This is a genomic window from Rahnella sp. BIGb0603 (genome assembly GCF_024808755.1).
Classification (GTDB): domain Bacteria; phylum Pseudomonadota; class Gammaproteobacteria; order Enterobacterales; family Enterobacteriaceae; genus Rahnella; species Rahnella contaminans.
Map to the genome: position 1 here is coordinate 279,073 of NZ_JANUEX010000003.1, position 24,162 is coordinate 303,234.

The following is a 24,162-nucleotide window of genomic DNA, read 5'->3' on the forward strand; positions in this document are numbered from 1 at the left end:
GCTTCCTGCCCGGTTGAACTGAGGCATCCGTGACTCTCCAAAGTGTAAGGGGACATGATCAGAAAATTCTTGTCAGTGTAGAGAATTCCGCGGCTGAGTGCAGAAAACTCTTCTCCGGACGGTACTGGCAATTTTGTGAGCCTCACCGCATAACTGGCAAAATCAGCGGCAGTCACTAGGCTTAAATATTGGATGGAGAATTTCGAGGTGAAAATGGCTGAACACGAACTGAAAGAAAAACGCATTGAAATCGTTAAGAATTTCTACGCCAAACTGGATCAGGCGGATGCTTCATTGTTAGATCTCTTTGCTGAAGACGTCGTGCTGTTCTTCCCGAAATTTGGTACCGCCCAGGGTAAATCGTCATTGGGAGAGCTGGGCAAACGTTTTGCGCTGGAGATAGACAAAATTCAGCATATTCAGGATGCTTTCGCCTTTCTGAGTGATGGCGACACGATTGTGCTGGAAGGACAGATGCGCGGCGTGATGCAAAACGGCGACCGCTGGCCAACGTCAGAAGCGGGGCGCCATCATTTCTGCACGGTGTTTGTGTTCGAGGATTTGCTGATAAAACGGGTCAGTATTTATCTGGATCCGGACTTTAATCTTGAGGACAAAAAGCGCGTCAGCAATTACCGCCAGACAGTGAAAGCTGAACCATCTTAAAAAAGAAGGGAAGTGGCTTCAACCCGCCACTTCCCTTCGCAACTCCCCTCCATTATCAGGAATCGGTGGGGACAACGCTGTTTTTGTAGCGTTGCAGGATCGGAGAATTGATATCCGAAGGATTCTGCAACTGCCACAGATTGCGGTCGATACCATCATTCACCAGATAAATTACACCCGACTCAATGGCCGACATCAGGCACAACATCACCGGTTCGTTGGTGGTGTAACCGAGTTCGCCTTCCAGCAGACGCTGGTAATCGATAAAGCGGAACACCCCGGCCTGCACTTCATACGACAGGATTGTCTTGCTGGTATTTACCGATGACAACACTTCCCCGGTATTGACGTCGACCGCGCGCAGGTTCACCGCAATCTGATCCAGCTGATACTGCGTGCTGGCGCCAATGCCGAAATAACGTGCCCCGATCCCGCCTGATTTCACATTGCTTTCATAGCCAATAATCGAGCCTTCGATCAGGATATTCGCGGCCACCAGAGAGGAAAGCGGGCGCTGGTTATTGATGGCGACGCTGCCGTTATCCTGTGCGGCACGGATAATTTTGCGTTCATTGAGCAGGTTTTGCAGACCCTGACGTTCCAGAGGAATAAACCATTTCGAATCTTTCAATGCGGAAACCAGCATGGCCGTGGCGCTCTGCGGTACTGCCGTCGAGAAGTTACTCGCCGGATACGGTTTGAACTGGCCCGTTTCATCCTGAATATTGTAAACCGAGACAAAAATTCGCCCTTGGGGTGACGGGAGATGCGTCAGATCTGTATAACTTTGTGCTCTCGGCAATAACGTGGGTTTGGCGGCTTCTTTCGGTGCTGCTGTGAGGCACCCGCTCAGCACAAAAACTGCGATGAGTAATAAATAGCTGCGCATGATGTTGTTCCTGTTTTTATTGGTCATCGGAATCAGTTAGTCGTTGCAGACAAACCCTGAACCTGAATAGTGGAAATTTTGCCGGTTTTGCGGTCAGTGACATTCATCACCAGCTGCCCGTCGGTATTCTGGATATCCACAATAAAGTCCTGTGTCACCAGCCGCCCCGGTTTCCCCTGATTCACGTTACCCATCAGGCTGCCCAGTAATTGCGACTGGATAGACGCGGTAAAGTTATCCAGCGCTGAAGTACTGGACGTGCCGAAATCATACGCATCGGGGTCTTTATACGAGTTTTGCGCCTGCGCCTCATTGAGCAGAAACGCGCCATTATTCGGGTTGCCGCCGAAATTCGGGTTGATGAACTGGAAAACCATATTGCCGCCCCAGGACAACGGGGACGCCGTCAGCAATGCCAGCAGCATCACCGAACGCGGGACAGAGACTGGAATATTCACGATGCTCTCCTTAAAAGAGGCTGTGCATTAAAATTCGTCATGGGCAAGATCCCCGGTACCAAGTAGTGCTTTGTCTAGCTGCCGCCGTGATAAGGCTTCCGTGACCCCGGCAATGGCGGTATCGATGTCCTTATTAAAATTGCGACGGTTCGGAAACAGCAGAGTCTGATACAAGGTGTCCTGACCTATTTTTATGGTGATCCAACTGCCCCAGCGGGCGCTGGGTCTTTCTGAAATAGTGATCGTTTCCGGGTAGTTCTGATCCCAGCGGTCGGTAAAACCACGGTAAAAATCGTGACCCACCGACGTCACCGTGCGATCGGTAATCAACCCCGGATCCCGTACATCAGCGGCCTGGACATGCACGCAGGTAGCACAAAGCAGCGCCAGCCAGAGCCAGAACGATTTCATACAAGGAGTCATGATGTCAGCGCTTGAGATTGTCGTTAGCCCAGGAAGCCGCCTGAGTACGGTTCTTGACGGAAATTTTCCTAAATAAATTATAAAGATGCGTTTTGACGGTGTTCTCGCTGATAAACAGCAGACGTGCGATTTCCGTGTTCGACGCGCCAACACGTAACTTATTCAGGATCTCTTTTTCACGGTGGGTCAGACCGGTGTCTTCACTGTGAAGATGGCGGAAAGCGCCGGACTGATTGATCAGATAGCTGGCGAACCCCTGAGAGAAATAGCATTCCCCGCGGATCACGCTTCTGATACCTTCCACCAGATGCTCTTCATCGGTCGAAAGATAAAAAACGGCGCTGATCCGTGGCCAGGTTTCGATTTCACGGAAATGATAATTATCGGGCGTATTCAGCAGCAGTAACTTTACGCTGCTGTGATACCGGTTAATGGCTGACTGCCAGGATTCAATGGTCCTGCGGTCCGCTTCCATCATATCGAAGAGAATTAATGTCTCCTGAAGATATTGATCGTCCAGAGACTTATGAATATTGTGCAACCGGGTATTAACGTAAAGTTGTTGTTTTAATTGCTGCAATAAAGCGCTGGCTTGTAATGATGGTTTGGTCACTAATAAAAGAATATTATTATTGATTGCTGCTTCATTACTCATAATGAAACCCTGCCCTGATTTATTATCGCCACAGCCGGCCAATGCCTGACAATTAAAACAGGCATAAAATAGACTGTGATTTTATTTTGCTAAATCTATAGCTGTATGTTTGCTGTGTATATCTGAAAACTGAAAATATACGCAACCTGAGGCACATAATATTTCAGGTCGTTTTATGTGCGGTACAGACTCAATTTAGCTTTTGGTTTCCCTTACGCAAGGCTTATTTATGTTTCAAAATGTAACGTAAAATGTATAAAATTTTCTTAATGTATTGCATTAATTTTTCAGCGCCCAGCTTAAAGGGAATTTAAGTAATGAACTTACACAATCTTAACGTTCGTCCTTGTTAAGGCTGCGAATTTAAGGATTACTTAACGCAAATATCCCTCCGGAAACTGCAACGGTCTGCATGATTCATCGTGAATAAACCCATTATCAGCCTCTCATACATTTGATTTAGCTTAGGTGAGGCCGTGCAAAAGCCCTTTTGCGGCCAGATAACGCGGGGTGAAGCAAGCTGAACAGGAGCTTTACGGGCAATGTTAAGGGTTGGAAATGTGCGAAAGATCTCTTTTATGGCCGAATGCGTGTCAGTATTTTATTAAGAATAGTTGCATTTGTGTGATTATTTGGCCGGCTATTTTTTAGCACTTTAGGATTAATGCCATGGGGTAGATTAGCCGCGCTGACCTTTTACTTAAATGTTCTGGTCAATCCGCATGAGAAGTGCATCCTCATACTTTTTGATGAAGCTGGAAATTAAAATACGACGTGCGGGTGAGTTTCTTATTCGGATGAAACACCATAATCAATTCGTCAGCAGCAATAAAACCGGCGAGCTTATTATCAGGCGTCGGGTTTAAAAAGGTGACGAAATGAAGAAGACATTACTGACCCTGGCGTTACTTTCCATATCCTGGGTCGTTCACGCACAACAATCTGACATGGGTTACTCAGATTTAAATTCTGACAGTCCGGATCAGTATTTTGCTGGCGCGAGAAATTCATCAGGGAATTCATCAACGATTTACCAGAACGGTAACAGTAATGTGGCCTATACGAATCAGACGAGTTCCGGCAGTTCAAGCGTTATTCGTCAGATAGGTACAGAAAATACCGCGGTGGTAAATCAGAGAGGTAATGGGAATAACGCTGATATTTCCCAAAGCGGCAGCGATAATTTTGCTTACATATCGCAAAGCGGCGGCGGGGATGCATCCATTACGCAACAAAATTTTGGCAATACGGCTTACATTCTGCAAAAAGGCCGGAGTGTGACGGAAATTCGCCAGAATGGTACGAACCAGAGCAGCGGTGTCGTACAAAACTCGTCAGGAATGGCGATTAGAGTGACACAGCATTAACAAACATACGTTCTTATGACATGACATCCGATATTAAACCAATGGGGTAGCATCATGAAACTTTGGAAAATTGTGGCAGTCTCCGCTTTAGTCGTCAGTGGCAGTGCATTTGCAGGTGGTGGGTACGGTGGGGGCGGTTCTGGCCCATCCGGTCCGTCCACTCCTCCGTCAACAGTACCCACATTCTCGACGACTCAGTGGAACTCTGAAATCCAGATCTATCAGGAAGGTAACGGTAACTATGCCAATGCTGACCAAAGCGGGGTTAAGAATTCACTGACCGCTATTAATCAGAATGGCTACAAAAATGCCGCAACCACGTCTCAAACCGGTGATAAGAGCCTGATCAGCATTATTCAGAAAAATGGCGGTCTTAACACGGCTAACGTGAACCAAAGCGCCGATCAGAGCCAGGTTCTGGTATCTCAGTCTGGCTGGGCCAACTTGTCTCAGAACAGTCAGAGTGCCAATGGCAGCCTGACCAGTGTGACTCAGGTAGGCACTTCAAACGTGGCTTATACTAACCAGCACTAAGCCTGCGCGCGAAATGAAAAACAGGGCACGAGCCCTGTTTTTTTTCGACTGGATCCAGAGGATAAATGTGATGCACTTACTTCTGATTGCCGCCGTAATGTCCAACCAGCTCTGGTTTGATACCCATAATGACGCCCAAACCTACACGGTAACGCCGATGGTCAGCCTCACCAAAGCCTGCGCTTGTCAGGTAGCGGTGTCCGTTTCGCAGGAAAGCACCGCCGGAACCAGCACCAGCCGCCAGAGCCAGAACATGAATCTCGCCGCCAGCCAGGCGCAACCGCTCGGGCAAATGCGTTTTGCCGTCAGACCCGGTGGGAAAACGCAAATCATGATTACGGTTACGGACGGCGATAAACTGCGGCTGGAAAAACAGCTAACGCTGCCCAATGATGCATAACGGTTAACATATAGAGCAGACGGCGTTTAAACGAGTCAGACCGCCAGACTGTCGTAGCCTTTGCGGCGATAATTGAGGGCGGAAATGCCCCAGAACACCACAAAAATTGCCACGGCGGCATACCCGACGCTGCCCATATTGTCATTGAGTTCTCCGACAACGCGCCAGAATGCGCCGTGCAAATCCAGCTTGTCTGCCATCAGCCCGAGCGCTTCCAGCCCGCCGATAAACAGGGCGATAAATACGCTGGTGGCCGTAATGGTCATATTGTAATAGAGCTTGCGAACCGGTTTATCAAACGCCCAGCCGTACGCGCCCACCATGACAAAATTGTCGAGCGAGTCGACAAGTGCCATGCCGCTGGCGAACAGCGCCGGGAAAATCAAAATACTCCAGACGGACATCCCGGAAGACGCGCCCGCCGCGGAAATGCCCAGCAGACCGATTTCCGTGGCGGTATCAAACCCCAGCCCGAACAAAAATCCGACCAGATACATCTGCCAGCTTTTATTCACCAGATTAAATGCGAAACTGAAAATCCGGCTCATGATGCCGCCCTGAACCTGATTCAGCTCTTCTTTATCTGAGAAAGTCTGCCCTTGTTTAACTTTCTGAAAACGACGATATACATCCCGCAAAATCAACGCATTCAGCAGCGCCATCATCAGTAAAAACAGTGCAGAAATCAGCGTGCCGAGGGTGCCGCCATAATCATGCAGCCAGCCGATTTTATTGCCGAAAACCAGCGATGTGGCGGCGATCGCCACACAGGCCAGCACCACAATGCTGGAATGCCCGAGTGAGAAAAATGCCCCGACCGCCACCGGCCGCTGTCCCTGTTGCATCAGCTTGCGGGTCACGTTATCGATAGCCGCAATGTGATCCGCATCGACCGCGTGCCGCAAGCCATAGCCGTAAGCCAGCAACGCCGCTGCCATCAGTGCCGCATGATGGCGAAACACCAGAAATGCCCAGGCCCAGGCCAGTAAATTAATAGCCACCAGACCGGTTAAAAGCCAGGAAGCGCGGCGGTGTGTGTGGAAAATGTCACGGCTAATCATGGGGATCCTTATTGTTTTGATAAAGAAGTTGAAACAGAAGCTGAAACAGAAGCAGAAATAAAAGAAGAGAACTGAAGGCGCGCACAGGCGACCACAGCCTGACCCAGCGCCAGCCCGCCGTCACCGGCCGGGACGTTTTGCGGCATCAGCACCCGCAAGGGCGACAGATGATGGTGCAAACGCTGGCGCAGCAGGCGGTTATGCAAAACACCGCCGCCGAGTGCAACGGTACGGATACCGGTGCGGGCACAATGAAAACGGGCGAGGGCGGCAAAACCCTGCGCGAGGGCGTCATGAAAAGCGAAAGCCCGTGCAGCAGGCGGTGCCTGCCAGGCGAGCCACTGCTGCCAGAAAGTGGCTAAATCCAGAAATATGCCACCGGATGTATGGCGCAACGGGAGCGTAACCGGATGCGAAATGCCTTCCGCGCGGTGAGCCAGTGCTTCAAGCCGGCAGGCGGCTTCGCCTTCCCAACTCAGCTGCGCCGGTGCACAGCCGAGCGCGGCAGCGACGGCATCAAACAGTCGCCCGCAGGAAGACGCCAGCGGCGAATTCACTCCGGCGGCGATGGCTTTCGACAACGGCAGCCACGGGTGTTCATCCAGCACGCGCGATTCGTGCAGCGACTGCCAGCCGGGCACGAAAGCCTGCCACTGCGCCAGCAGATTGCGCCACGGTTCACGCGCCGCGCGGTCGCCGCCGGGCAGCGCTACGGCAGGTAAACCTCCTAAATGTTCGCAATGCAGATAATCCACCTGCAAACATTCACCGCCCCACAGCGCGCCGGTTTTGCCTGCCGGAATGCCGTAACCCAGCCCGTCCAGCGCCAGCCCGATGACTTTTCCGCCGTCCAGCGGCCAGCCGTTTTCTGCCAGACACGCCGCGAGATGCGCGTGATGGTGAAATACATCAACCACCCGTATTCCGTGGCTTTCTGCCTGAACGTGGCTGACATAAGCAGGGTGCGCATCGCGGGCAATCGCCACCGGCGTGCATTCATAAAGCTGCCGGAAATGCTCCATGGCCTGCTGTTGCTGGCGGGCAATATCGCCGTCAGCCAGCGATCCGAAATGCGCGCTGAGAATGGCCTGATTGCCGCGTACCAGACAAAACGTATTTTTGAGGTCGCCGCCCAGCGCCAGCACTGGCGGCTGGGTGTTGAAACCGGCGGGCAGCGGCAGCGCATCCGGCACAAAACCTCGCGCACGACGCAGAACTTCAGTGCCCTGCGGTGTCACGCGAACCAGCGAATCGTCGGCGCGCTGAACGATGTCGCGGTTATGCAACAGGAAGACGTCGGCAATTTTGCCGAGCTGACGAAGTGCATCGTCATTATTCAAAACCGGTGCACGCCCCGCCGCATTCCCCGACGTCATCACCAGCGGCGTGCCGCAGGCCTGCATCAGCAAATGATGCAACGGCGTAAATGGCAGCATCAGCCCGACTTCATCCAGCTCCGGCGACACCGCCGCGCACAAAGGCGACGTGACGCTTTTTGCCGTCAGCACAATCGGCGCGGCAGGCGAACTCAGAAGCTCCCGCAACGCAAACTGCGGACTGTCGTCACTGCATTGCGCCAGCCAGCCGATATCCGGCAGCATTACCGCCAGCGGTTTTGACGGGCGATTTTTGCGTTCCCGCAGCCGCATAACTGCATTCTGTTGCGTGGCATCGCATGCCAGATGAAAACCGCCCAGCCCTTTGATCGCAACAATTTCACCCGCCTGCAATGCGGCCACGGCGTAGCTGAGCGCTGCATTTCCCTGCACCCGCGTTTCGCCGTTTTGCCGCGTGGCGCGCACTTGTGGCCCGCAGTCCGGGCAGGCGACCGGTTGTGCGTGAAAGCGCCGGTCGGCCGGGTTTTGATATTCCCGCTGACATTCCGGGCAGAGCATGAATTCCGCCATGCTGGTGGAAGGACGGTCGTAAGGCATGGCACGGATCAGCGTAAAACGCGGACCGCAGTGCGTGCAGTTGGTAAAGGCATAGCCGAAACGGCGGTCGCCGCGGCGGGTGATTTCCTTCAGACATTCCGGACAGGTCGCCGCATCGGGTGCCACTTGCGTGTCCATCTGGCTCTGGCGGCTGGGCGTGATGGTGAAATCCTCAGGAGGCGTTTGCCAGTCGAAAGGGTCGAAACGGATACTGTCGATGCGCGCCAGCGGCGGACAATCGCGTTTTACCTGAGCGATAAACGCGTCGATATCGCCCGGCTGAAAAAGTCTGATTTCCACGCCCGCACTGTCATTACACACCTCGCCGCGAAGCTGCATCCGTTCTGCCAGTTGCCAGATAAAAGGCCGGAAACCGACGCCCTGAACCTTGCCGCAGATACGGATCACGTGAGAATCAAACATACAGCCTCTTGGGATTTTGGGTGTGATCCTCCCCCCGCGAAGGGGAAGGAGCTTAAAACCCTCTATTTTGGGAGCTAAAAAAACTAAACCTCTATCACCGGGATCACATCCTCAACGGCGCTGCGCAGACGCGCTTTCATGTCGCTGTAGGTTTGCTGTGCGTAGTTTTCCGCCCAGCGCTGGTCGGCAATCTGCTGAACGTTAACGGCGCAATACTTGGTTTCCGGCGTTTTAGAGACCGGATCCAGATTATCCTGCGTCAGTTCGTTACAGGCACCAATCCACCACTGATAGGTCATGTACACCGCGCCGATATTGATACGTTCATTGAAGTTGGCGCGTGAAATGACTTTGCCACGGCGCGAGGCGACCCAGACCAGTTGCTGGTCGCGGATGCCGAGCGCTTCGGCGTCCTGCGGGTGCATCTGCACAAAGCCCGGTTCGTCGGCCAGTGTTTGCAAAGCGGCGCAGTTGCCGGTCATTGAGCGGCAGGAATAGTGGCCGACTTCGCGGACGGTACACAGCACCAGCGGATAACTCTCATCCGGCACTTCTGCCGGTGCGCGCCACGGTGCGGCAAACAGCTGGCCTTTGCCGGTTGGCGTATCGAATCGGTTGTCGGCGTAAAGGTACTGCGTCCCCGGGCTTTCGAGGGTGGTGCAAGGCCACTGAACGTGCCCAAGTTCGCCCATTTTTTCGTAGGTTGCGCCGTAGAACAGCGGGCACAGCTCACGCATTTCGTCCCAGATTTCCTGGTTATCGTTGTAATGCATCGGATAACCGAGTTCTGTCGCCAGCAGACTGATGATTTCCCAGTCGCGTTTGACGTTGTATTTCGGTTCGATGGCTTTTTCGAAACGCTGGAAGCCGCGGTCAGCACAAGAGAACACACCGCCGTGTTCGCCCCACGACGTGGCAGGCAGAATGACGTCGGCCTGTTCAGCGGTTTTGGTCATGAATATGTCCTGCACAACGACAAATTCCAGCGCCTCGAAGCCTTTGCGCACCAGACCCAAATCGGCCTCAGTCTGCAACGGATCTTCGCCCATGATGTAGTAGGCTTTCACGTGGCCTTCAATCGCCAGGTGCGGGATTTCGGTGATGCGGTGGCCGACTTCAGCGTCCATCTGGTTAACGTCAATGCCCCACGCATCGGCGAATTTCGCACGAACTTTTGCGTCGGTGACGGCCTGATAGCCGGGGAATTCATTCGGCAGAACGCCCATATCACAGGCACCCTGCACATTATTTTGTCCGCGAACCGGCCCGACACCGACGTTGGCGCGGCCCAGATTACCGGTCAGCAGCGCCAGCCCGGCCAGCCCTTTCACCACGTCTACAGCCTGACCAAACTGAGTCACGCCCATGCCCCACATGATAGTGGCAGAAGGGGCGGCGGCGTAAGTGCGCATCGCCTGACGGATTTGCTGTGCAGAAACGCCGGTCTGTTCGGCGACTGCTTCCGGTGAATAATCGGCAACGTTTTTGCGGTATTCCTCGAAGCCTTCGGTGTATTTCGCCACGTAGTCGTGGTCATACAGGTTTTCTTCGATCAGCACATGGGCGAACGCGTTCACCAGCGCCATGTTACAGCCGTTTTTGATTTGCAGATGCTGATCCGCAATGCGCGCGGTTTCGATGCGGCGCGGATCACAGACGATAATCTGTGCGCCTTTTTCTTTGGCTTTGATCACGCGGCGCGCGACGATCGGGTGGGAGTCCGCGCAGTTATAGCCGATTACCAGCAGGCATTTTGAATTCTCGATATCGCCGATGGAGTTACTCATTGCGCCGTTACCGAGCGTTGCCTGCAAACCGGCAACGGACGGGCCGTGGCACACGCGGGCGCAGCAGTCGACGTTGTTGGTACCGATGACCGCACGGGCAAACTTTTGCATCACATAGTTGGTTTCGTTGCCGGTACCGCGGGAAGAACCGGTATGCATGATGGCGCGCGGGCCATGTTTTTGTTTGATTTCTTTCAGGCGCTGCGCGGTATAGCGAATGGCTTCATCCCAACTGACGGCTTCAAATTTTCCGCCTTTCTGACGGCGGATCATTGGCTGCGTCAGGCGCGGGGTCAGCAGTTTGGTATCGTTAAGGAAATCCCAGCCGTAATAACCTTTCAGACAGAGTTCACCCTGATTAGTGACGCCATTGGCGGCTTCGGCGCGAATGATTTTTCCATTATCCACAACCAGATTCAATTTACAGCCGGCCCCGCAATACGGGCAGACGGTGGTGATTTTTTTCATGTGATTACTTCCTCTATCCGGAGTTAAAACAGCAGGGGAGATGTGCTGTCGAGCGCAGCGCGGCGGCGTTTTTCTGCGTTCATTTCCTGTAAGTGATTACGGTCGATGGCGTAAAGCGCCTTGGTCGGGCAGATTTCCATGCACGCCGGGCCTTCTGCGCGGGTGTGGCACAGGTCGCATTTATGCGCTTCAGCTTTGTCGGACGTGGCAACCATTGCGGCACCGTTCTGGCGGAAAATCGGTTTGGTGACCACTTCCATCGCGCCATACGGGCAGGCGACAACGCAGGTTTTGCAGCCGATGCAGCGTTCCTGCATCACCTGAACGTGGTCGCCGGTGCGCAGGATCGCGCCATTCGGGCAGACGTTGGCGCAGGGCGCGTCTTCGCACTGGCGGCACATCACCGGCGTACTGAGATTCACGCCTTTAATGACGTGCAGGCGCGGGGCGAACGTGGCGGCGTTCAGCAGCGAGATATCCTGAGAATCGCTGTGCGCCATGACGCAGGCAATTTCACAGGTACGGCAGCCGATGCATTTTTTAGGGTCGGCGATAATGAACCGGTTCATGTCTACTCTCCAAATCCCCGTCGTCCCTGGCACCGCAGGTGCGTTGGCTGCGTTCACCCGACCGAATCACTGACGCATGTCAGCTCATCGGGACTCCTTCGCTTGCCGCCTTCCTGCAATGCCAGTGCCTTAGGGGATTTCTGTGTACTTAAATTGAAGTGGTTAAAAGTTTTCATCTACTGCTATACATAAACCATGCCAGTTTTATGGTTTTATTTTTATACTTGTCTTTCAATGAGTTAATGATTCTCTTGCCTGCCGATGACAACGCGTGTCACTGACGTCATGTCCGCGTCGTCACCACATCGACAGTTATGTCGACAGCAAGGTCAGGCGGTTTCTGCCTGAAAAGGCGCGATGCCCATGCCCTGTTCCAGCGCCGGTAACAGCTGATGCAAACGGATGACGGCCTGTTCCACGGCGTCGCTCATCGGGTAATAAAACGCGACGACGTCCGGCTGAATGCCGACAAACGTGATTTGCGGGATATCCTCACGCAGCTGCTGCATGAGAAACGTCAGCGGCAAATTGTGGGTGGTCATCATGAACATTTCGCTGATGTCGCTTTCTTCGAGAATGCGCATCTCACCGGGCATCAGCCCCATGTCGGTGGCGTCCACGATCACCAGATGCGCCGGGTGCAGCTCGCGTAAATAGCCGATGTCGTTTTCCGGCGCGGCACCGCCGTCAACGACTGTCCAGCCGCTGAGCGGTTTTTCTGCACACAGTTCTGCCAGCCGGGGCCCGGCCCCGTCATCGCCCATCATGCTGTTGCCCACACAAAGCAGCGCGTAGCGGGAAGTGGAATCAGGCATCGTATCTCCTGACCATCAGGTACATCGCGGGGTCACTTTCGATTTGTCCGAGCAGGGCGATGAGCTGGTTGCTCCAGCCCTGCTGTTCTTCATTCATCTGCGGGCGGGCATCGCGCAGCGCCAGCGCCAGTAAATGGGTGTGGCTGCTGTCGATATTGATTTCGCCAAAACGCTGTACACCCGCCAGTTTTCGGTAAGCTTCCCCCTGTTCTGGCAGGCAGCTGACCCATTGCTGGTAACCGGTCAGCGGGCATTCGAGGCGGGATTTCAGGCAGTCGATCACCCCGAGGTGGTGGCCGATCGCCAGGCTGTAATACACCACTTCCTGCACTTTCTGCGAGCTGCGCTTTTGCGCACTTTTCTCGTCGACAAATTTGCTGCTCAGTGAGTAAAAAATCACTTTGTTCTTCTCGGCCTGATGACCGGAAAAAGGCTGATGCTGCGCGTAGCGCTGGTCGTTTCCGGATGTCATCACAGACGCACCTCCCCGCGCAGAACCTGTTGATAAATTTGTTGCAGGTTGCCGATAATTTCAGTGAGCCGCAGGTCGCCGCGTTCACTGAGGTAGGTTGAAACGCGCTGTTCCACCGGCTGAAGGCCGGGCGCGGCCACGATATTCATAAACTCATCGGCAATCTGGCGGCCATAACGGTAACCGGCCATGCGGCGCGCTTCGCGGTCGAGTAAAACGCGCAACGGCTGCGGCAGATCCGGATGCAGTAATTCCGCCGGTGTCGCTGCGGCGTCGTCGTGCTGCTGTCCTTTGATTTTCTGATCCAGCAAACCGAGCGCCATCGCGAAGCCGTAAATGGTGGCCGCCGGTGTCGGCGGGCAGCCCGGAATATACACGTCGACCGGTACGATTTTGTCAGTGCCGCCCCAGACGCAGTAAAGGTCGTGGAAAATGCCGCCGCTGTTGCCACAAGCTCCGTAAGAAATGCAGATTTTCGGATCCGGTGCGGAATCCCAGGCGCGCAGTGCGGGCATACGCATGGCGCGGGTGACCGCGCCGGTGAACAGCAGAATGTCGGCATGGCGCGGTGACGGGACGACTTTGATGCCAAAACGTTCGGCGTCGAACAGCGGTGAAATCGCCGCGAAAATCTCAATCTCGCAGCCGTTACAGCCGCCGCAGTCCACGCGGTAAACGTAGGCGGAGCGGCGGATGCTGTGCAGCAGGGTGGATTTCAGTTTTGCGATGCTTTCATCAAGCGTGACGGGCACCGGCAGGCCATTTTCGTCGCGCGGTGCAATCGGGTTATGACTCATGAACGGGCCTCCGTGGTCATATGGCGGCCGATATCAATACGGTCGGTGGAAGAAAGACTGTGCATTTTCTTGCATGACGGACAGGTTTCGTACTGCACGCGGCGGTCGGCGATTTGCCGGTCACTCAGCGCGGCGCTTTCCTGCAAGAGGCTGAGCGCGAAGTCGATTTCCTTTTGCACGGCGTAAGGTTTGCCGCATTCACGGCAATGGCAGATGGGGAAATCCGCTGTTTCGTACAAATCTTCTTTGCGCCATACCGCCAGTTCAAATTCCTGCGATAGTTTGATGGCCGCCGTCGGGCAGACTTCCTCGCAGCGGGCGCAGAAAATGCAGCGGCCTAAAAACAGTTGCCAGCGCAGGGTTTCACCGTCTTCCGCCGTGGTCATGGTCAGCGCGTTAGACGGGCAGGCGTTGGCGCAGGCCCCGCAGGCTATACACTGCTGCGCGGTGTATTGCGGCTTTCCGCGAAAATTCGGTGCCAAATCCAGCGGCGTGAACGGATAACCCACGGTGGCTGTGCCCGTTTTCAGCACTTTTTTAATCAGTTTCAGCATGATTTAAGTGATTCCTTAAAGCGGCGAGTTTTTGCGTTCGATGCCGTAACGTTCGATCTCTTTATAAGGCACGACGATGGTCGTTTTCTTACGCACATCGACCACGGTCATGCGGTCGGTGCAGGAATAACAAGGATCGAGACTGCCGATAATCAGCGGAGCGTCGGAGACGGTATTGCCACGCAGCATATAGCGCAGCGTCGGCCAGTTGGCGTACGTCGCCGCACGGCATCGCCAGCGGAAAAGCTTCTGGTTGTCGCCGGTCATGCTCCAGTGGATGTCATCGCCGCGCGGGGCTTCGGCAAAACCGAGGGCAAAGCGGTGCGGAATATAGGTAAACCCTTCCACCGCCAGCGGGCCGCCCGGCAGGCTTTGCAGGCCAAACTCAATCATATTCAGGGCGTTATAAACTTCGTGGATGCGGACTTTAAGACGGGAATAGACGTCGTTGCCGGTTTCGCTACAAATCTCAAACGGCAGTTTGGCGTAACCGGCATAAGGATGATCCTGACGCATATCCCGGCGGTGGCCGCTGCCGCGCACCATCGGGCCGACGTTGCTGAAATCACGCGCGACCTGCGGATCCAGAATGCCGACGCCGACGCTGCGTTGTTCGGTATTCGGCGTGCTGAGCAGAATATCCACCAGCTCACCGAGGTCACGACGCATGCTGCCCGCCAGCGCAATGGTCTGGATCATGTCGTCTTTTAAGATGTCGCGGCGGATCCCGCCGATCAGGTTCATGCCGTAGGTTTTGCGAGCGCCGGTCAGGATTTCGGCCATTTTCATGGACTGTTCGCGGATGCGGAAAAACTGCATAAAGCCGGAGTCAAAACCGACGAAATGGCAGGCCAGCCCGAGGTTCAGCAAATGGCTGTGCAGACGTTCCACTTCCAGCAGTATTGAGCGGATCATCTGGGCACGTTCCGGCACCACAATCCCCATCGCATTTTCCACCGATGAGGTATACGCCACGCTGTGGGTAAAACCGCAGATGCCGCACACGCGGTCAGAAAGGAACGTGACTTCGTTATAGCCCATGCGGGTCTCGGCCAGTTTTTCCATCCCGCGGTGGACGTAAAACAGACGGTAATCCGCGTCGATAATGTCTTCGCCATCGACAAACAGACGAAAATGTCCGGGTTCGTCAGAAGTGACGTGCAGCGGGCCAATCGGCACAATTTTGCTGCCTTCTTTGGCTTGCGAAATAAACGGATAGGTTTCGTCGTCGGTCGTCGGTGCCGGGCGCTGACGGTAATCCATTGAATCTTTGCGCAGCGGATATAAATCATCCGGCCAGTCGTCCGGCAGCACCAGACGACGCTCGTCCGGCAACCCGACCGGGCGTAAACCATACATATCACGAACTTCGCGTTCACCCCAGACTGCCGCGGGCACGCGCGGCGTCACGGACGGGAATTCCAGCGAAACCGGATCCACTTCGGCGCGCACGGTGATCCAGCACTTCACGCCTTTTTCCATCGACAGCACGTAATACAGCGCATAGTTGCCGCACAGCGTGCGTTCATCATTGCCGAATAACACGGAAAGCCAGCCGCCTTGCTGGTAATACAACCACTCGACCACTTCCGGCAGCGCGTTCAGCTTGATAGTCACCGTCGCCTGCGTATCGGTCTGCCATTCGCTGCCTGAAATGGCCGCCGGGAACTGCTTCGCCAGCGCAGCAAGATAATGTTTGCCGACCGGGTTTTGATTTAATGCGGTATTGAACTCACTCATTGCAAAGCCTCTTCCCGCCGTGGCGGGATAAGAAAAAATGTCAGGTCAGCCTGCGACCAGCCAGGAAACCAGCGCCAAAAATGCCAGCCCGAAGCCCGCCCATGTGGTGCGGGAGGTTTTGAGAAAACGCAGACGGGCGACGCTGTTCTCGACAAGTGCCACCAGAAAAACGGCGATCAGCAGTTTCACCAGGCTCAGCACCACGGCAGTCAGCAATGCCACCGGCGTGATGTGATCCACCTGCCCGAACGGGAAGAACAGGCCGAGAAAAAGCTGCAACACCACCAGCTGTTTCAGGCTGATGCCGATTTTCAGCACGCCCAGCGCGGCACCGGAATATTCGGTCAGCGGGCCTTCCTGTAATTCCTGCTCGGCTTCGGCCATATCAAACGGCAATTTGCCCATTTCGATATACGTGGCAAACGCGCAGGCCAGACCGGCCAGAATGAGCGTCAGGGAAGATGACACCGGCCAGTGCAGCACGCGGGTGGCAATCGCGCCGAGCGAGGTGGAACCCGCCACCAGCGCGGCGACCCACAGGCCGAGCAGCAGGATCGGTTCGACCAGCACGCCCAACACTGCTTCACGGCTGGCGCCGATGCCGGTGAACGTGCTGCCGGTATCCAGCCCGGCGATGGCAAACACAAAGCGCACCACGGCAAACAGATAAATCACGGTAATCAGGTCACCTGCTGCGCCCATCGGCGAAGCCAGCGTCACCACCGGCAGGGCGGTGGCGATAACCAGCAATCCGCCGGTCAGCAGATACGGCATGCTGCGAAACGCCGGGCCGGATGCCGCCGGTGCCACACTCTGGCGTTTGAGTAATTTGGCGATATCACGGTATTCCTGTAATACCCCCGGGCCGCGACGGTTGTGCATCCGGGCGCGCATGACGCGGCTGAATCCGGCAAACAGCGGAGCCACCGCCAGCAGCGAGAAGGCCTGAATCAGCGCCAGCGGCCACAGAGAACCGTTCAGCAAAAAGGGAAAATTCATAGTCAGTTCCTCAGGCAAAAGCCACGACCAGCAACACGGCCAGTTCGATGAAAGCCAGACGACGGCAGAAAGCCCCGAGCCAGCCCTGATGCAGCGTGCTCACCAGTTTTGCGGGCATGACATACTGGCGCAGGCGGTACAGCGGGCCAAACATCACGCGCAGTGGCTGGGTAAAACCGGTCGCAGTGACCACCATTTCAGCGGAATGCCCGTAACCACAGGCCCAGGCCTCGCCGCGCAAACGGTTCGGCATGCGGGCACCGCGCAGAACGGCGGCAATAATCCACGGCAATAAAGGCATCCCCAAAAGCAGGAGCGCCACCATCGGGGCGGAAACAGCGGAAGTCGGGGAGAACACCGCACCGTGCTGCGCGGTTTGCAAAACAGGCGTGTTCAGAACGGAAGCGGCAACGGCGGCGAAGTGCGGAATAATCCACGGTGAGGCGACACCGAAAATGACGCACAGCAGTGCCAGCAAAACGCTGCTCAGCGTCATAGCCAGCGGGGCAGGCGTCGCATCTTCTGCCGCCTTGCTGCGCGGCGCGCCAAGAAACGTCACGCCGAAAACTTTCGCCACGCACATCAGGGCCAGCGCGCCGGTGAGCGCCAGCCCGACGGCCAGCAGCGGGCCGAGCAGACGTGCGATAAACAGCGGCGCGGCGCTCAGCTGGAACAGTGACTGATACAGCAGCCATTCGCTGGCAAAGCCGTTAAGCGGCGGCAGCGCGGCCATCGACATCAGCGCGACAAGCATCGCCACGGCGGTCCACGGCATCAGACGGGCGATACCGCCGAGCTTTTCCATATCCTTTATGCCGGTCTGCATTTCAATTTCACCGGCACCGAGGAACAGCGCGGTTTTAAACAGACCGTGGTTGAACAGATGGAACAATCCGGCCAGCAGCGCCAGCGCCGCCAGTTCCGGCATATTCAGCGCCACGCCGGTCATCGCACCGCCGACGCCAAGCAGAATAATCCCCACGTTTTCCAGCGTGTGATAGGCCAGCAGACGGCGGATATCGTGTTCCATCAGCGCGTACAGCCCGCCAATAAACGCGGTCAGGATTGCCAGCAACAACACCAGCAGGCCCCACCAGAGTGGCGGTGCGCCGAGCAAATCCAGACCGACTTTTACGATGCCAATAATGCCGATTTTCATCAGTACGGAAGAGAACAGCGCTGCGGCATGCGCCGGTGCGCTGGAATGAGACTGCGGCACCCAGGCGTGCAGCGGAATAATCCCGGCGTAAAGCCCGAAGCCCGCCAGCGCCAGCAGGAAGGCCAGCGATTTTGCGCCCGCCGGGAAGGCGGTGTGGCGCAGAACGTCAAAATCCAGACTTCCGCTGACGTGATGTAAAACCGTGAACGCCAGCATCAGGCAAACCGTGCCGAGGCGGCCGGATAAAAACTGATTCAGACCCGCACGGCGGCTTTTCACATCGTCGGTTTGTACGATCAGGAAGTAGGCGCACAGCGCGGCCAGTTCCATCATCACCAGCAGTTCAATGGCGTTATTCGCGACTGCCGCCGCCGTCAGCGCCGCCGTCAGGAAGTTGCACAACAAGCCGGTGCGGCCGCGTTTTCGTGACGTCGTTCCCGCCAGCCACGCCCAGGCGTACAGGCTGCAAAACAGCGCCGTGACTGACATTGCCAGCAATAATAATCCGTTCAGCGGGCTGAGTTCAGCGGTGAAAGGCAGCGCGGGCAACGCGACTGTCTGCACCGCGGTGCCGCGGTGAACGGTCTCAAAAGCCGCGACGATGACCGCCGCAGAAGCCAGCATGCCGCCCAGCCCGGAAAGCAGGCTGCTGAGCCGTGCGATGGCCGAAAATACCCAGCCCGCCACGCCGCTCACCAGCCAGATAAGTAGCGCCAGCGCCAGCAAAGAGGCGGGTTCTAAAGCAAACAAAGCCGTCATTATTTGGCCCCCGCGTCAGGCGTGGTGAAAGTGGAATAACCGTCAGGGAAAGCATTCATCGCATTCAGGCGTTTTTGCTGGCTGCTGTGTTCGGCCAGACTGGCGGTAACCAGCGTGATGGCCTGCGTCGGGCAGGTTTTGATGCACGCCGGTCCGTCCGGGCTAAAGCTGCATAAATCGCATTTCACCGCCACGGCGCGTAATCCGGGTACGCAATCCAGGAACGGGCTGACGGCGCGCGGCGCTCGCGGGGCGGGCAGCGCTTTTGAGGTATTGCAGTTGTGCGGAATATCCAGCGGCGAACTGCCGGAAAAGGTGATCGCGCCAAACGGGCAGGCAATTCCGCACAGTTTGCAGCTCACGCACAGGCTTTCGTTGAGGTGAATGGCCTCGTCCTGACGGGTGATGGCATTGACCGGGCAGACTTGCGCACACGGCGCATCTTCACACTGGTGGCACATGACCGGCGCGGAATCCAGCCGGTTGCGCATCACCTGCAAACGGGGCGCAGACTGCAAGCCGTGCAGCTGATGTTCCTGCGAACAGCTGGCCATACAGGTGTTGCAGCCGATACACAATTTCGGATCGGCTATCACATATTGATTCATGGCGGCGACGCGACTCATGAAGTCTCCTTTTCATTTCGTCAAAGGTGACGAAATCGGCACTTAAATTGACATTTCGACATTTATGTCGGAATTAATCCCCGTAAAAACCGGTAATCAAATGACGCGGGAAAATATTTCCGTCAGACCGGCGTAATAATGTATTTCTGCATATGAATCAGGCGTGGCTAAGTAATTTTTCTAATTGCGCCGCAATAGGCCGATTGTTGTGCAGGGAGTCGTAAATACACTGATAAATTGCGGAAATCTTATTTAAATAATGTTCCAGAACGGCGTTTTTATCGTGGATATCCACAGTGCCGTCGATCTTACCTTCTTCGCTCAGCGCGGCGTGGGCAAAGGTTTTGAAATCAGGCTCTTCACCGTTGTGCGCCATGTTCAGGCTGTACACGATGTCCTGACTGTAGAAGTCATCGCTCAGGTGAATGCTGACGGTGAAATAGTTGAACAGCGTGAAGCGGATATCCTGATCTTCGCCACAGGAGAACTCGTGATTAATCTTCTTATTTGAATGGGTTACCGCCTGAATCAGGCTGTTCTGGTAAGCGCGCCACTGTGATTTCAGATGGCTGTTTTTGCTGGCAATATAATCGGCCTTCGTGGTCAGTTCGCTGAGAGTGCTCATGTCATACCCTGTTATTGTGTTGTGCGTGAGTGTCATTTTTCATCGCCCCGTGACGACTTAAAAATGGCGCATAACCCTCTAAGGGCATAAAACGTGCCAGTTTCGATATTTATTTTATTAATGATTATAAATCAGTGAATTAGGTGTTTTTCGCCCGTTCGTGGCTCAACGCGGACGAATAAAGGGTGTGTCGATGACACGTTATTTCGACAGTTATGACGCACTAATTCCGTCACCGGAAAAGCCCGGCCTTTTAATAAGCGTCATGAAATCTGGCATTAATATTGCAGAAGTCCTTTTATCTGACTCCATCGGGAGGGTAAATCATGCACGAAATAACGTTGTGCCAGAATGCCGTGGAAATAATGCAGGAATTTGGTCAGCAAAATAATGCGCGGAGAATAACCGCAGTATGGATGGAAATTGGGGCTTTTTCCTGCGTCGAGCCGGAAGCGCTGCAATTTTGTTTTGAGCTGGCGTGTCGGAAAACACTGGCCGAAGGCTGCGCGTTGCATCTCGATACGCCCGCGGCGCAAAGCTGGTGTCACGATTGCCAGAAAGATATCCGCCTGTTCCGCCCCGACGTGCTGCTTTGCCCGGAATGCGGCGGCCGCAATGTACGGGTAATCGCTGACGACGGTATGAAAATTAAACGTATTGAAATCGAATAACGGGTATCAGAAACCCGGGGGAGAAAACTATGTGCAGTACCTGCGGTTGTGCCAGCGGCGAGCTTCGGATTGAAGGCGTCAGCAGTGAACATTCTCACCACGATCATTCGCATCCACATGAGCACGGCCATTCGCACGGTTTGCCGTTTGCGCCGCGTCGGCTGGTGGATATCGAAATGGATGTGCTGGCGAAGAACAATCATATCGCCGCGCATAACCGCGAGCATTTTGCGCAGGCCGCCATTCTGGCGCTGAATCTGGTCTCCAGCCCCGGTTCCGGCAAAACGACGCTACTGACCAGCACGCTGACCCGTCTTGCGCCGTATTTCGACTGCGCAGTGGTGGAAGGCGATCAGCAAACCACCAACGATGCGGATCGTATCCGGGCGACCGGCGTTCCGGCGATTCAGGTGAATACCGGCAAAGGTTGCCATCTCGATGCGCAGATGGTGCATGACGCGGTACATCAGCTGTCGCCGAACAATAACAGCCTGCTGTTTATAGAAAACGTCGGCAATCTGGTGTGTCCTGCCAGTTTTGATCTCGGCGAACGGCATAAAGTGGCGGTGCTTTCCGTCACTGAAGGCGAAGACAAACCGTTGAAATATGCGCATATGTTTGCGGCCTCGCGCCTGATGATCCTCAATAAAATCGACCTGTTGCCGTACGTCAGTTTTGACGTCGAAACCTGCATCGCCAATGCGCGGCAGGTCAACCCGGAAATTGAAGTGATCCGCCTTTCCGCCACCACCGGCGAAGGCATGGACGAGTGGCTGGCGTGGCTGGAGCAGCAGCGATGTGCATAGGCATTCCGGGGCAAATCGTTGCGCTGCATGAGCAACAGCCCGATCACGCGTGGGCAGAAGTTTGCGGCTTGCGACGTGAGGTGAATATCGCGCTGGTCTGTGAAGGCATCAGCGAACGCGAACAGCTGATTGGCGGCTGGGTGTTAATTCACGTCGGGTTTGCGCTGAGCCGTCTCGACGAGCACGAAGCGCAGGAAACGCTGGCGGCACTGCACGCCATGGAAGAAGTGGAAGCCGATGTCGCGCTGTTTCTCGGCGCGGGGGAGGCCAGATAATGCGTTTTGTCGATGAATTCCGCGACCCGAAGCTGGCGAAAACGCTGATTGAACGCCTGCATAAACGGGCGGCACAACTGCCGTATACCGCTGAAAAGCCGATGCAAATTATGGAAGTCTGCGGCGGTCATACGCACGCTATTTTCAAATTTGGTCTGGATAAACTGCTGCCTCCGCAGCTGGAATTTATCCACGGCCCTGGCTGCCCGGTGTGCGTGTTGCCGATGGGGCGGATTGACGCCTGCTGCGAAATTGCGGCGCACCCGGACGTGATTTTCTGCACCTTTGGCGATGCGCTGCGGGTGCCGGGAAAACAGGGTTCGCTGCTGAATGCACGCGAACGCGGCGCGGATGTGCGGGTGGTCTATTCGCCGCTCGATGCCCTGAAACTGGCGCGGGAGAACCCGCAGCGGCAGGTGGTATTTTTCGCGCTCGGTTTTGAAACTACGCTGCCGGTAACGGCGGTCACACTGCAACAGGCGCGGCGCGAAGGGCTGACCAATTTCAGCGTCTTTTGCCAGCACATCAGCCTGATCCCGACGTTGCGCAGTTTGCTGCAGCAAGACGATGTCCGCATCGACGCTTTTCTCGCGCCCGGCCACGTCAGCATGGTGATCGGCACCGCGCCGTACCATTTCATTAATACGCAATTCGGCAAACCGCTGGTGGTCAGCGGGTTTGAACCGCTGGACATGCTGCAAAGCGTTTTAATGCTCGTAGAACAAGTTTGCGAGGCATCGTGTAAAACCGAAAACCAATACCGGCGCATCGTGCCCGAAGAGGGTAATGTGCTGGCACAAAACGCGATCCGCGAAGTCTTTCAGCTTTCCGGCAGCAGCGAATGGCGCGGGCTGGGCCTTATTGAGGCGTCGGGAATTTCCCTGACGGAAACCTATTCTGCCTTCGATGCCGAACGCCGTTTCAGGCCGCAGACACAATCGGTGGCCGATGATCCGCGTTCGCGCTGCGGCGACGTGCTGACAGGGCGCTGCAAGCCGCATGAATGCCCGTTGTTTGGCACCGGCTGCACGCCGCATAACGCGTTTGGCGCGCTGATGGTCTCCTCAGAAGGTGCCTGCGCCGCCTGGTATCAGTACCGGTATCTGGAAAATGAACCCGCACAGGAACAGCAAGAGATGAAACAGAAGGTGGCAGGATGAGCGAGCGCAATGACGTAGTGACGATGGCGCACGGAAGCGGTGGTCGCGCGATGCAGCAGATGATTGAAAGTATGTTTCTCAGCGCATTTGATAATCCGTGGCTCAACGAACGCGAAGACGGCGCGCGGTTATCGCTGGCCGCGATGAGCGAGCAGGGCGATCGTCTGGCCTTTACCACCGACAGCTATGTCATTGATCCGATTTTCTTTCCCGGCGGTAATATCGGCAAACTGGCGGTGTGCGGCACGGCAAACGATTTGTCCGTCAGCGGTGCAATACCGGCGTATCTCTCCTGCGGATTCATTCTGGAAGAGGGGTTGCCGATGGACGATTTGCAGAAAATTGTCAGCCTGATGGCGCAAACCGCGCGCGAGGCGGGGATCGCCATTGTCACCGGCGACACCAAAGTCGTGCAGCGTGGCGCAGCCGATAAAATTTTCATTAACACCGCCGGGATCGGCGTGATCCCTGGTGATGTGGCGTGGGGGGCGGGGCAGATTCAGTGCGGAGATAAAGTGATCGTCAGCGGCACGCTGGGGGATCACGGCGCCACCATTCTCAATCTCCGCGAGCAGCTGGGAATGGATCTCGGTATTCAGAGTGACTGCGCCGTGCTGGCGCCAATGGTTGCGCCGCTGCGCCTCGTTTCCGGCGTCCACGCCCTGCGCGATGCGACGCGCGGCGGGGTTAACGCGATTTTGCATGAGTTCAGCGAGGCCAGCGGTTTCGGTATTTCCATTGATGAAAATGCGCTACCGGTCAAATCTGCGGTACGGGGAATTTGTGAACTGCTGGGGCTGGAGCCGCTAAATTTTGCCAATGAAGGCAAACTGGTGGCAGTGGTTTCTGCGCAGGCGGAAGAAAGGGTACTGAATCTATTGCGAAAGCATCCGCTGGGCGCGGACGCCACGACGATCGGCGAGGTCACCGAAAATCCGCAGGTCTGTCTGCGCGGCGCGCTGGGTGTCTCCCGGCAGCTGATGCTGCCACATACCGAACCTTTACCCCGCATTTGTTGATCTCATCAGGGGGGCTGAGTCCCACGAAAGGGGTAGACTTTTCCGTATTGC

General features: G+C 55.5%; 26 protein-coding genes. 9 read left to right on the plus strand and 17 right to left on the minus strand.

Annotated elements, in window-relative coordinates; translation table 11 throughout:
* Positions 1-213 precede the first annotated feature (213 nt).
* A complete protein-coding gene (locus tag M2403_RS09655; protein ID WP_152324482.1) occupies positions 214-666 on the plus strand; it encodes a nuclear transport factor 2 family protein in 453 nt (150 codons plus the stop codon).
* 55 nt (positions 667-721) lie between these two features.
* On the opposite strand, the gene csgG is transcribed toward M2403_RS09655, so the two are convergent.
* Genes csgG through csgD form a run of 4 tightly spaced genes read right to left on the minus strand, consistent with a single transcriptional unit; the run spans position 722 to position 3,091 of the window.
* Entirely contained in the window at positions 722-1,555 is an 834-nt protein-coding gene (csgG, locus tag M2403_RS09660) for a curli production assembly/transport protein CsgG (protein ID WP_152324481.1), read from the minus strand.
* 32 nt (positions 1,556-1,587) lie between these two features.
* Positions 1,588-1,980 (minus strand): curli production assembly/transport protein CsgF, encoded by a 393-nt coding sequence (gene csgF / locus M2403_RS09665; protein ID WP_152324726.1) that lies wholly within the window; start codon positions 1,978-1,980, stop codon positions 1,588-1,590.
* 60 nt (positions 1,981-2,040) lie between these two features.
* Positions 2,041-2,424, minus strand: coding sequence for a curli production assembly/transport protein CsgE (csgE, locus tag M2403_RS09670; RefSeq protein ID WP_152324480.1), 384 nt, complete (start codon positions 2,422-2,424; stop codon positions 2,041-2,043).
* Between the two features lie 16 nt (positions 2,425-2,440).
* The gene (csgD, locus tag M2403_RS09675) at positions 2,441-3,091 is read right to left on the minus strand and encodes a biofilm master transcriptional regulator CsgD (RefSeq protein WP_152324479.1); all 651 of its coding nucleotides are present in this window, start codon (positions 3,089-3,091) and stop codon (positions 2,441-2,443) included.
* Between the two features lie 878 nt (positions 3,092-3,969).
* On the opposite strand from csgD, the gene M2403_RS09680 reads away from it, so the two are divergent.
* From M2403_RS09680 to csgC, 3 genes are all read left to right on the plus strand, one after another.
* Positions 3,970-4,458 carry a curlin gene (locus M2403_RS09680; protein WP_152324478.1) on the plus strand — a complete coding sequence of 163 codons (489 nt, stop codon included), beginning with the start codon at positions 3,970-3,972 and terminating at the stop codon, positions 4,456-4,458.
* 54 nt (positions 4,459-4,512) lie between these two features.
* Positions 4,513-4,992, plus strand: coding sequence for a curlin (locus tag M2403_RS09685; protein ID WP_152324477.1), 480 nt, complete (start codon positions 4,513-4,515; stop codon positions 4,990-4,992).
* A 70-nt stretch (positions 4,993-5,062) separates the two neighbouring features.
* Complete coding sequence (gene csgC, locus M2403_RS09690) at positions 5,063-5,392, plus strand: curli assembly chaperone CsgC (RefSeq protein WP_152324476.1); 330 nt, start codon at positions 5,063-5,065, stop codon at positions 5,390-5,392.
* Positions 5,393-5,427: 35 nt separating this feature from the next.
* On the opposite strand, the gene M2403_RS09695 is transcribed toward csgC, so the two are convergent.
* From M2403_RS09695 to hycA, 13 genes are all read right to left on the minus strand, one after another.
* Positions 5,428-6,453, minus strand: coding sequence for a HoxN/HupN/NixA family nickel/cobalt transporter (locus M2403_RS09695; RefSeq protein ID WP_152324475.1), 1,026 nt, complete (start codon positions 6,451-6,453; stop codon positions 5,428-5,430).
* A gap of 8 nt (positions 6,454-6,461) precedes the next feature.
* A complete protein-coding gene (hypF, locus tag M2403_RS09700) occupies positions 6,462-8,810 on the minus strand; it encodes a carbamoyltransferase HypF (RefSeq protein ID WP_259229013.1) in 2,349 nt (782 codons plus the stop codon).
* 83 nt (positions 8,811-8,893) lie between these two features.
* The gene (gene fdhF, locus M2403_RS09705; RefSeq protein ID WP_208950860.1) at positions 8,894-11,065 is read right to left on the minus strand and encodes a formate dehydrogenase subunit alpha; all 2,172 of its coding nucleotides are present in this window, start codon (positions 11,063-11,065) and stop codon (positions 8,894-8,896) included.
* Positions 11,066-11,088: 23 nt separating this feature from the next.
* Positions 11,089-11,634 carry an electron transport protein HydN gene (hydN, locus tag M2403_RS09710; protein WP_152324472.1) on the minus strand — a complete coding sequence of 182 codons (546 nt, stop codon included), beginning with the start codon at positions 11,632-11,634 and terminating at the stop codon, positions 11,089-11,091.
* Between the two features lie 329 nt (positions 11,635-11,963).
* The gene (hycI, locus tag M2403_RS09715) at positions 11,964-12,449 is read right to left on the minus strand and encodes a hydrogenase maturation peptidase HycI (protein ID WP_165058388.1); all 486 of its coding nucleotides are present in this window, start codon (positions 12,447-12,449) and stop codon (positions 11,964-11,966) included.
* Entirely contained in the window at positions 12,442-12,921 is a 480-nt protein-coding gene (locus M2403_RS09720; RefSeq protein ID WP_259229181.1) for a formate hydrogenlyase maturation HycH family protein, read from the minus strand. Before M2403_RS09720 ends, hycI begins: the two co-directional genes overlap by 8 nt.
* Positions 12,921-13,718, minus strand: coding sequence for an NADH-quinone oxidoreductase subunit B family protein (locus M2403_RS09725; protein ID WP_152324470.1), 798 nt, complete (start codon positions 13,716-13,718; stop codon positions 12,921-12,923). Before M2403_RS09725 ends, M2403_RS09720 begins: the two co-directional genes overlap by 1 nt.
* Positions 13,715-14,272: a formate hydrogenlyase complex iron-sulfur subunit gene (locus M2403_RS09730; protein ID WP_152324469.1), complete on the minus strand. Its 558-nt coding sequence runs from the start codon at positions 14,270-14,272 to the stop codon at positions 13,715-13,717. The genes M2403_RS09725 and M2403_RS09730 overlap by 4 nt, the downstream gene beginning before the upstream one ends.
* A 15-nt stretch (positions 14,273-14,287) precedes the next feature.
* Entirely contained in the window at positions 14,288-16,012 is a 1,725-nt protein-coding gene (locus M2403_RS09735) for an NADH-quinone oxidoreductase subunit C (protein WP_152324468.1), read from the minus strand.
* 45 nt (positions 16,013-16,057) lie between these two features.
* On the minus strand, positions 16,058-17,011 hold the full coding sequence (locus M2403_RS09740) for a respiratory chain complex I subunit 1 family protein (protein ID WP_152324467.1): 954 nt from the start codon (positions 17,009-17,011) through the stop codon (positions 16,058-16,060).
* Positions 17,012-17,021: 10 nt separating this feature from the next.
* Positions 17,022-18,929, minus strand: coding sequence for a proton-conducting transporter membrane subunit (locus M2403_RS09745; protein ID WP_259229014.1), 1,908 nt, complete (start codon positions 18,927-18,929; stop codon positions 17,022-17,024).
* A complete protein-coding gene (locus M2403_RS09750; protein ID WP_165058756.1) occupies positions 18,929-19,537 on the minus strand; it encodes a 4Fe-4S dicluster domain-containing protein in 609 nt (202 codons plus the stop codon). The genes M2403_RS09745 and M2403_RS09750 overlap by 1 nt, the downstream gene beginning before the upstream one ends.
* 175 nt (positions 19,538-19,712) lie before the next feature.
* Positions 19,713-20,180 (minus strand): formate hydrogenlyase regulator HycA, encoded by a 468-nt coding sequence (hycA, locus tag M2403_RS09755; protein WP_217153905.1) that lies wholly within the window; start codon positions 20,178-20,180, stop codon positions 19,713-19,715.
* 326 nt (positions 20,181-20,506) lie between these two features.
* On the opposite strand from hycA, the gene hypA reads away from it, so the two are divergent.
* The 5 genes from hypA to hypE are packed head-to-tail and all read left to right on the plus strand — an operon-like array spanning position 20,507 to position 24,111.
* The gene (hypA, locus tag M2403_RS09760; protein ID WP_152324464.1) at positions 20,507-20,851 is read left to right on the plus strand and encodes a hydrogenase maturation nickel metallochaperone HypA; all 345 of its coding nucleotides are present in this window, start codon (positions 20,507-20,509) and stop codon (positions 20,849-20,851) included.
* A 29-nt stretch (positions 20,852-20,880) separates the two neighbouring features.
* Positions 20,881-21,657 carry a hydrogenase nickel incorporation protein HypB gene (gene hypB, locus M2403_RS09765; RefSeq protein ID WP_259229015.1) on the plus strand — a complete coding sequence of 259 codons (777 nt, stop codon included), beginning with the start codon at positions 20,881-20,883 and terminating at the stop codon, positions 21,655-21,657.
* Positions 21,648-21,932: a HypC/HybG/HupF family hydrogenase formation chaperone gene (locus tag M2403_RS09770; RefSeq protein WP_104921178.1), complete on the plus strand. Its 285-nt coding sequence runs from the start codon at positions 21,648-21,650 to the stop codon at positions 21,930-21,932. The genes hypB and M2403_RS09770 overlap by 10 nt, the downstream gene beginning before the upstream one ends.
* Positions 21,932-23,092: a hydrogenase formation protein HypD gene (gene hypD / locus M2403_RS09775; protein WP_152324462.1), complete on the plus strand. Its 1,161-nt coding sequence runs from the start codon at positions 21,932-21,934 to the stop codon at positions 23,090-23,092. Before M2403_RS09770 ends, hypD begins: the two co-directional genes overlap by 1 nt.
* Positions 23,089-24,111: a hydrogenase expression/formation protein HypE gene (gene hypE / locus M2403_RS09780; RefSeq protein WP_259229016.1), complete on the plus strand. Its 1,023-nt coding sequence runs from the start codon at positions 23,089-23,091 to the stop codon at positions 24,109-24,111. Before hypD ends, hypE begins: the two co-directional genes overlap by 4 nt.
* Positions 24,112-24,162: the final 51 nt, after the last annotated feature.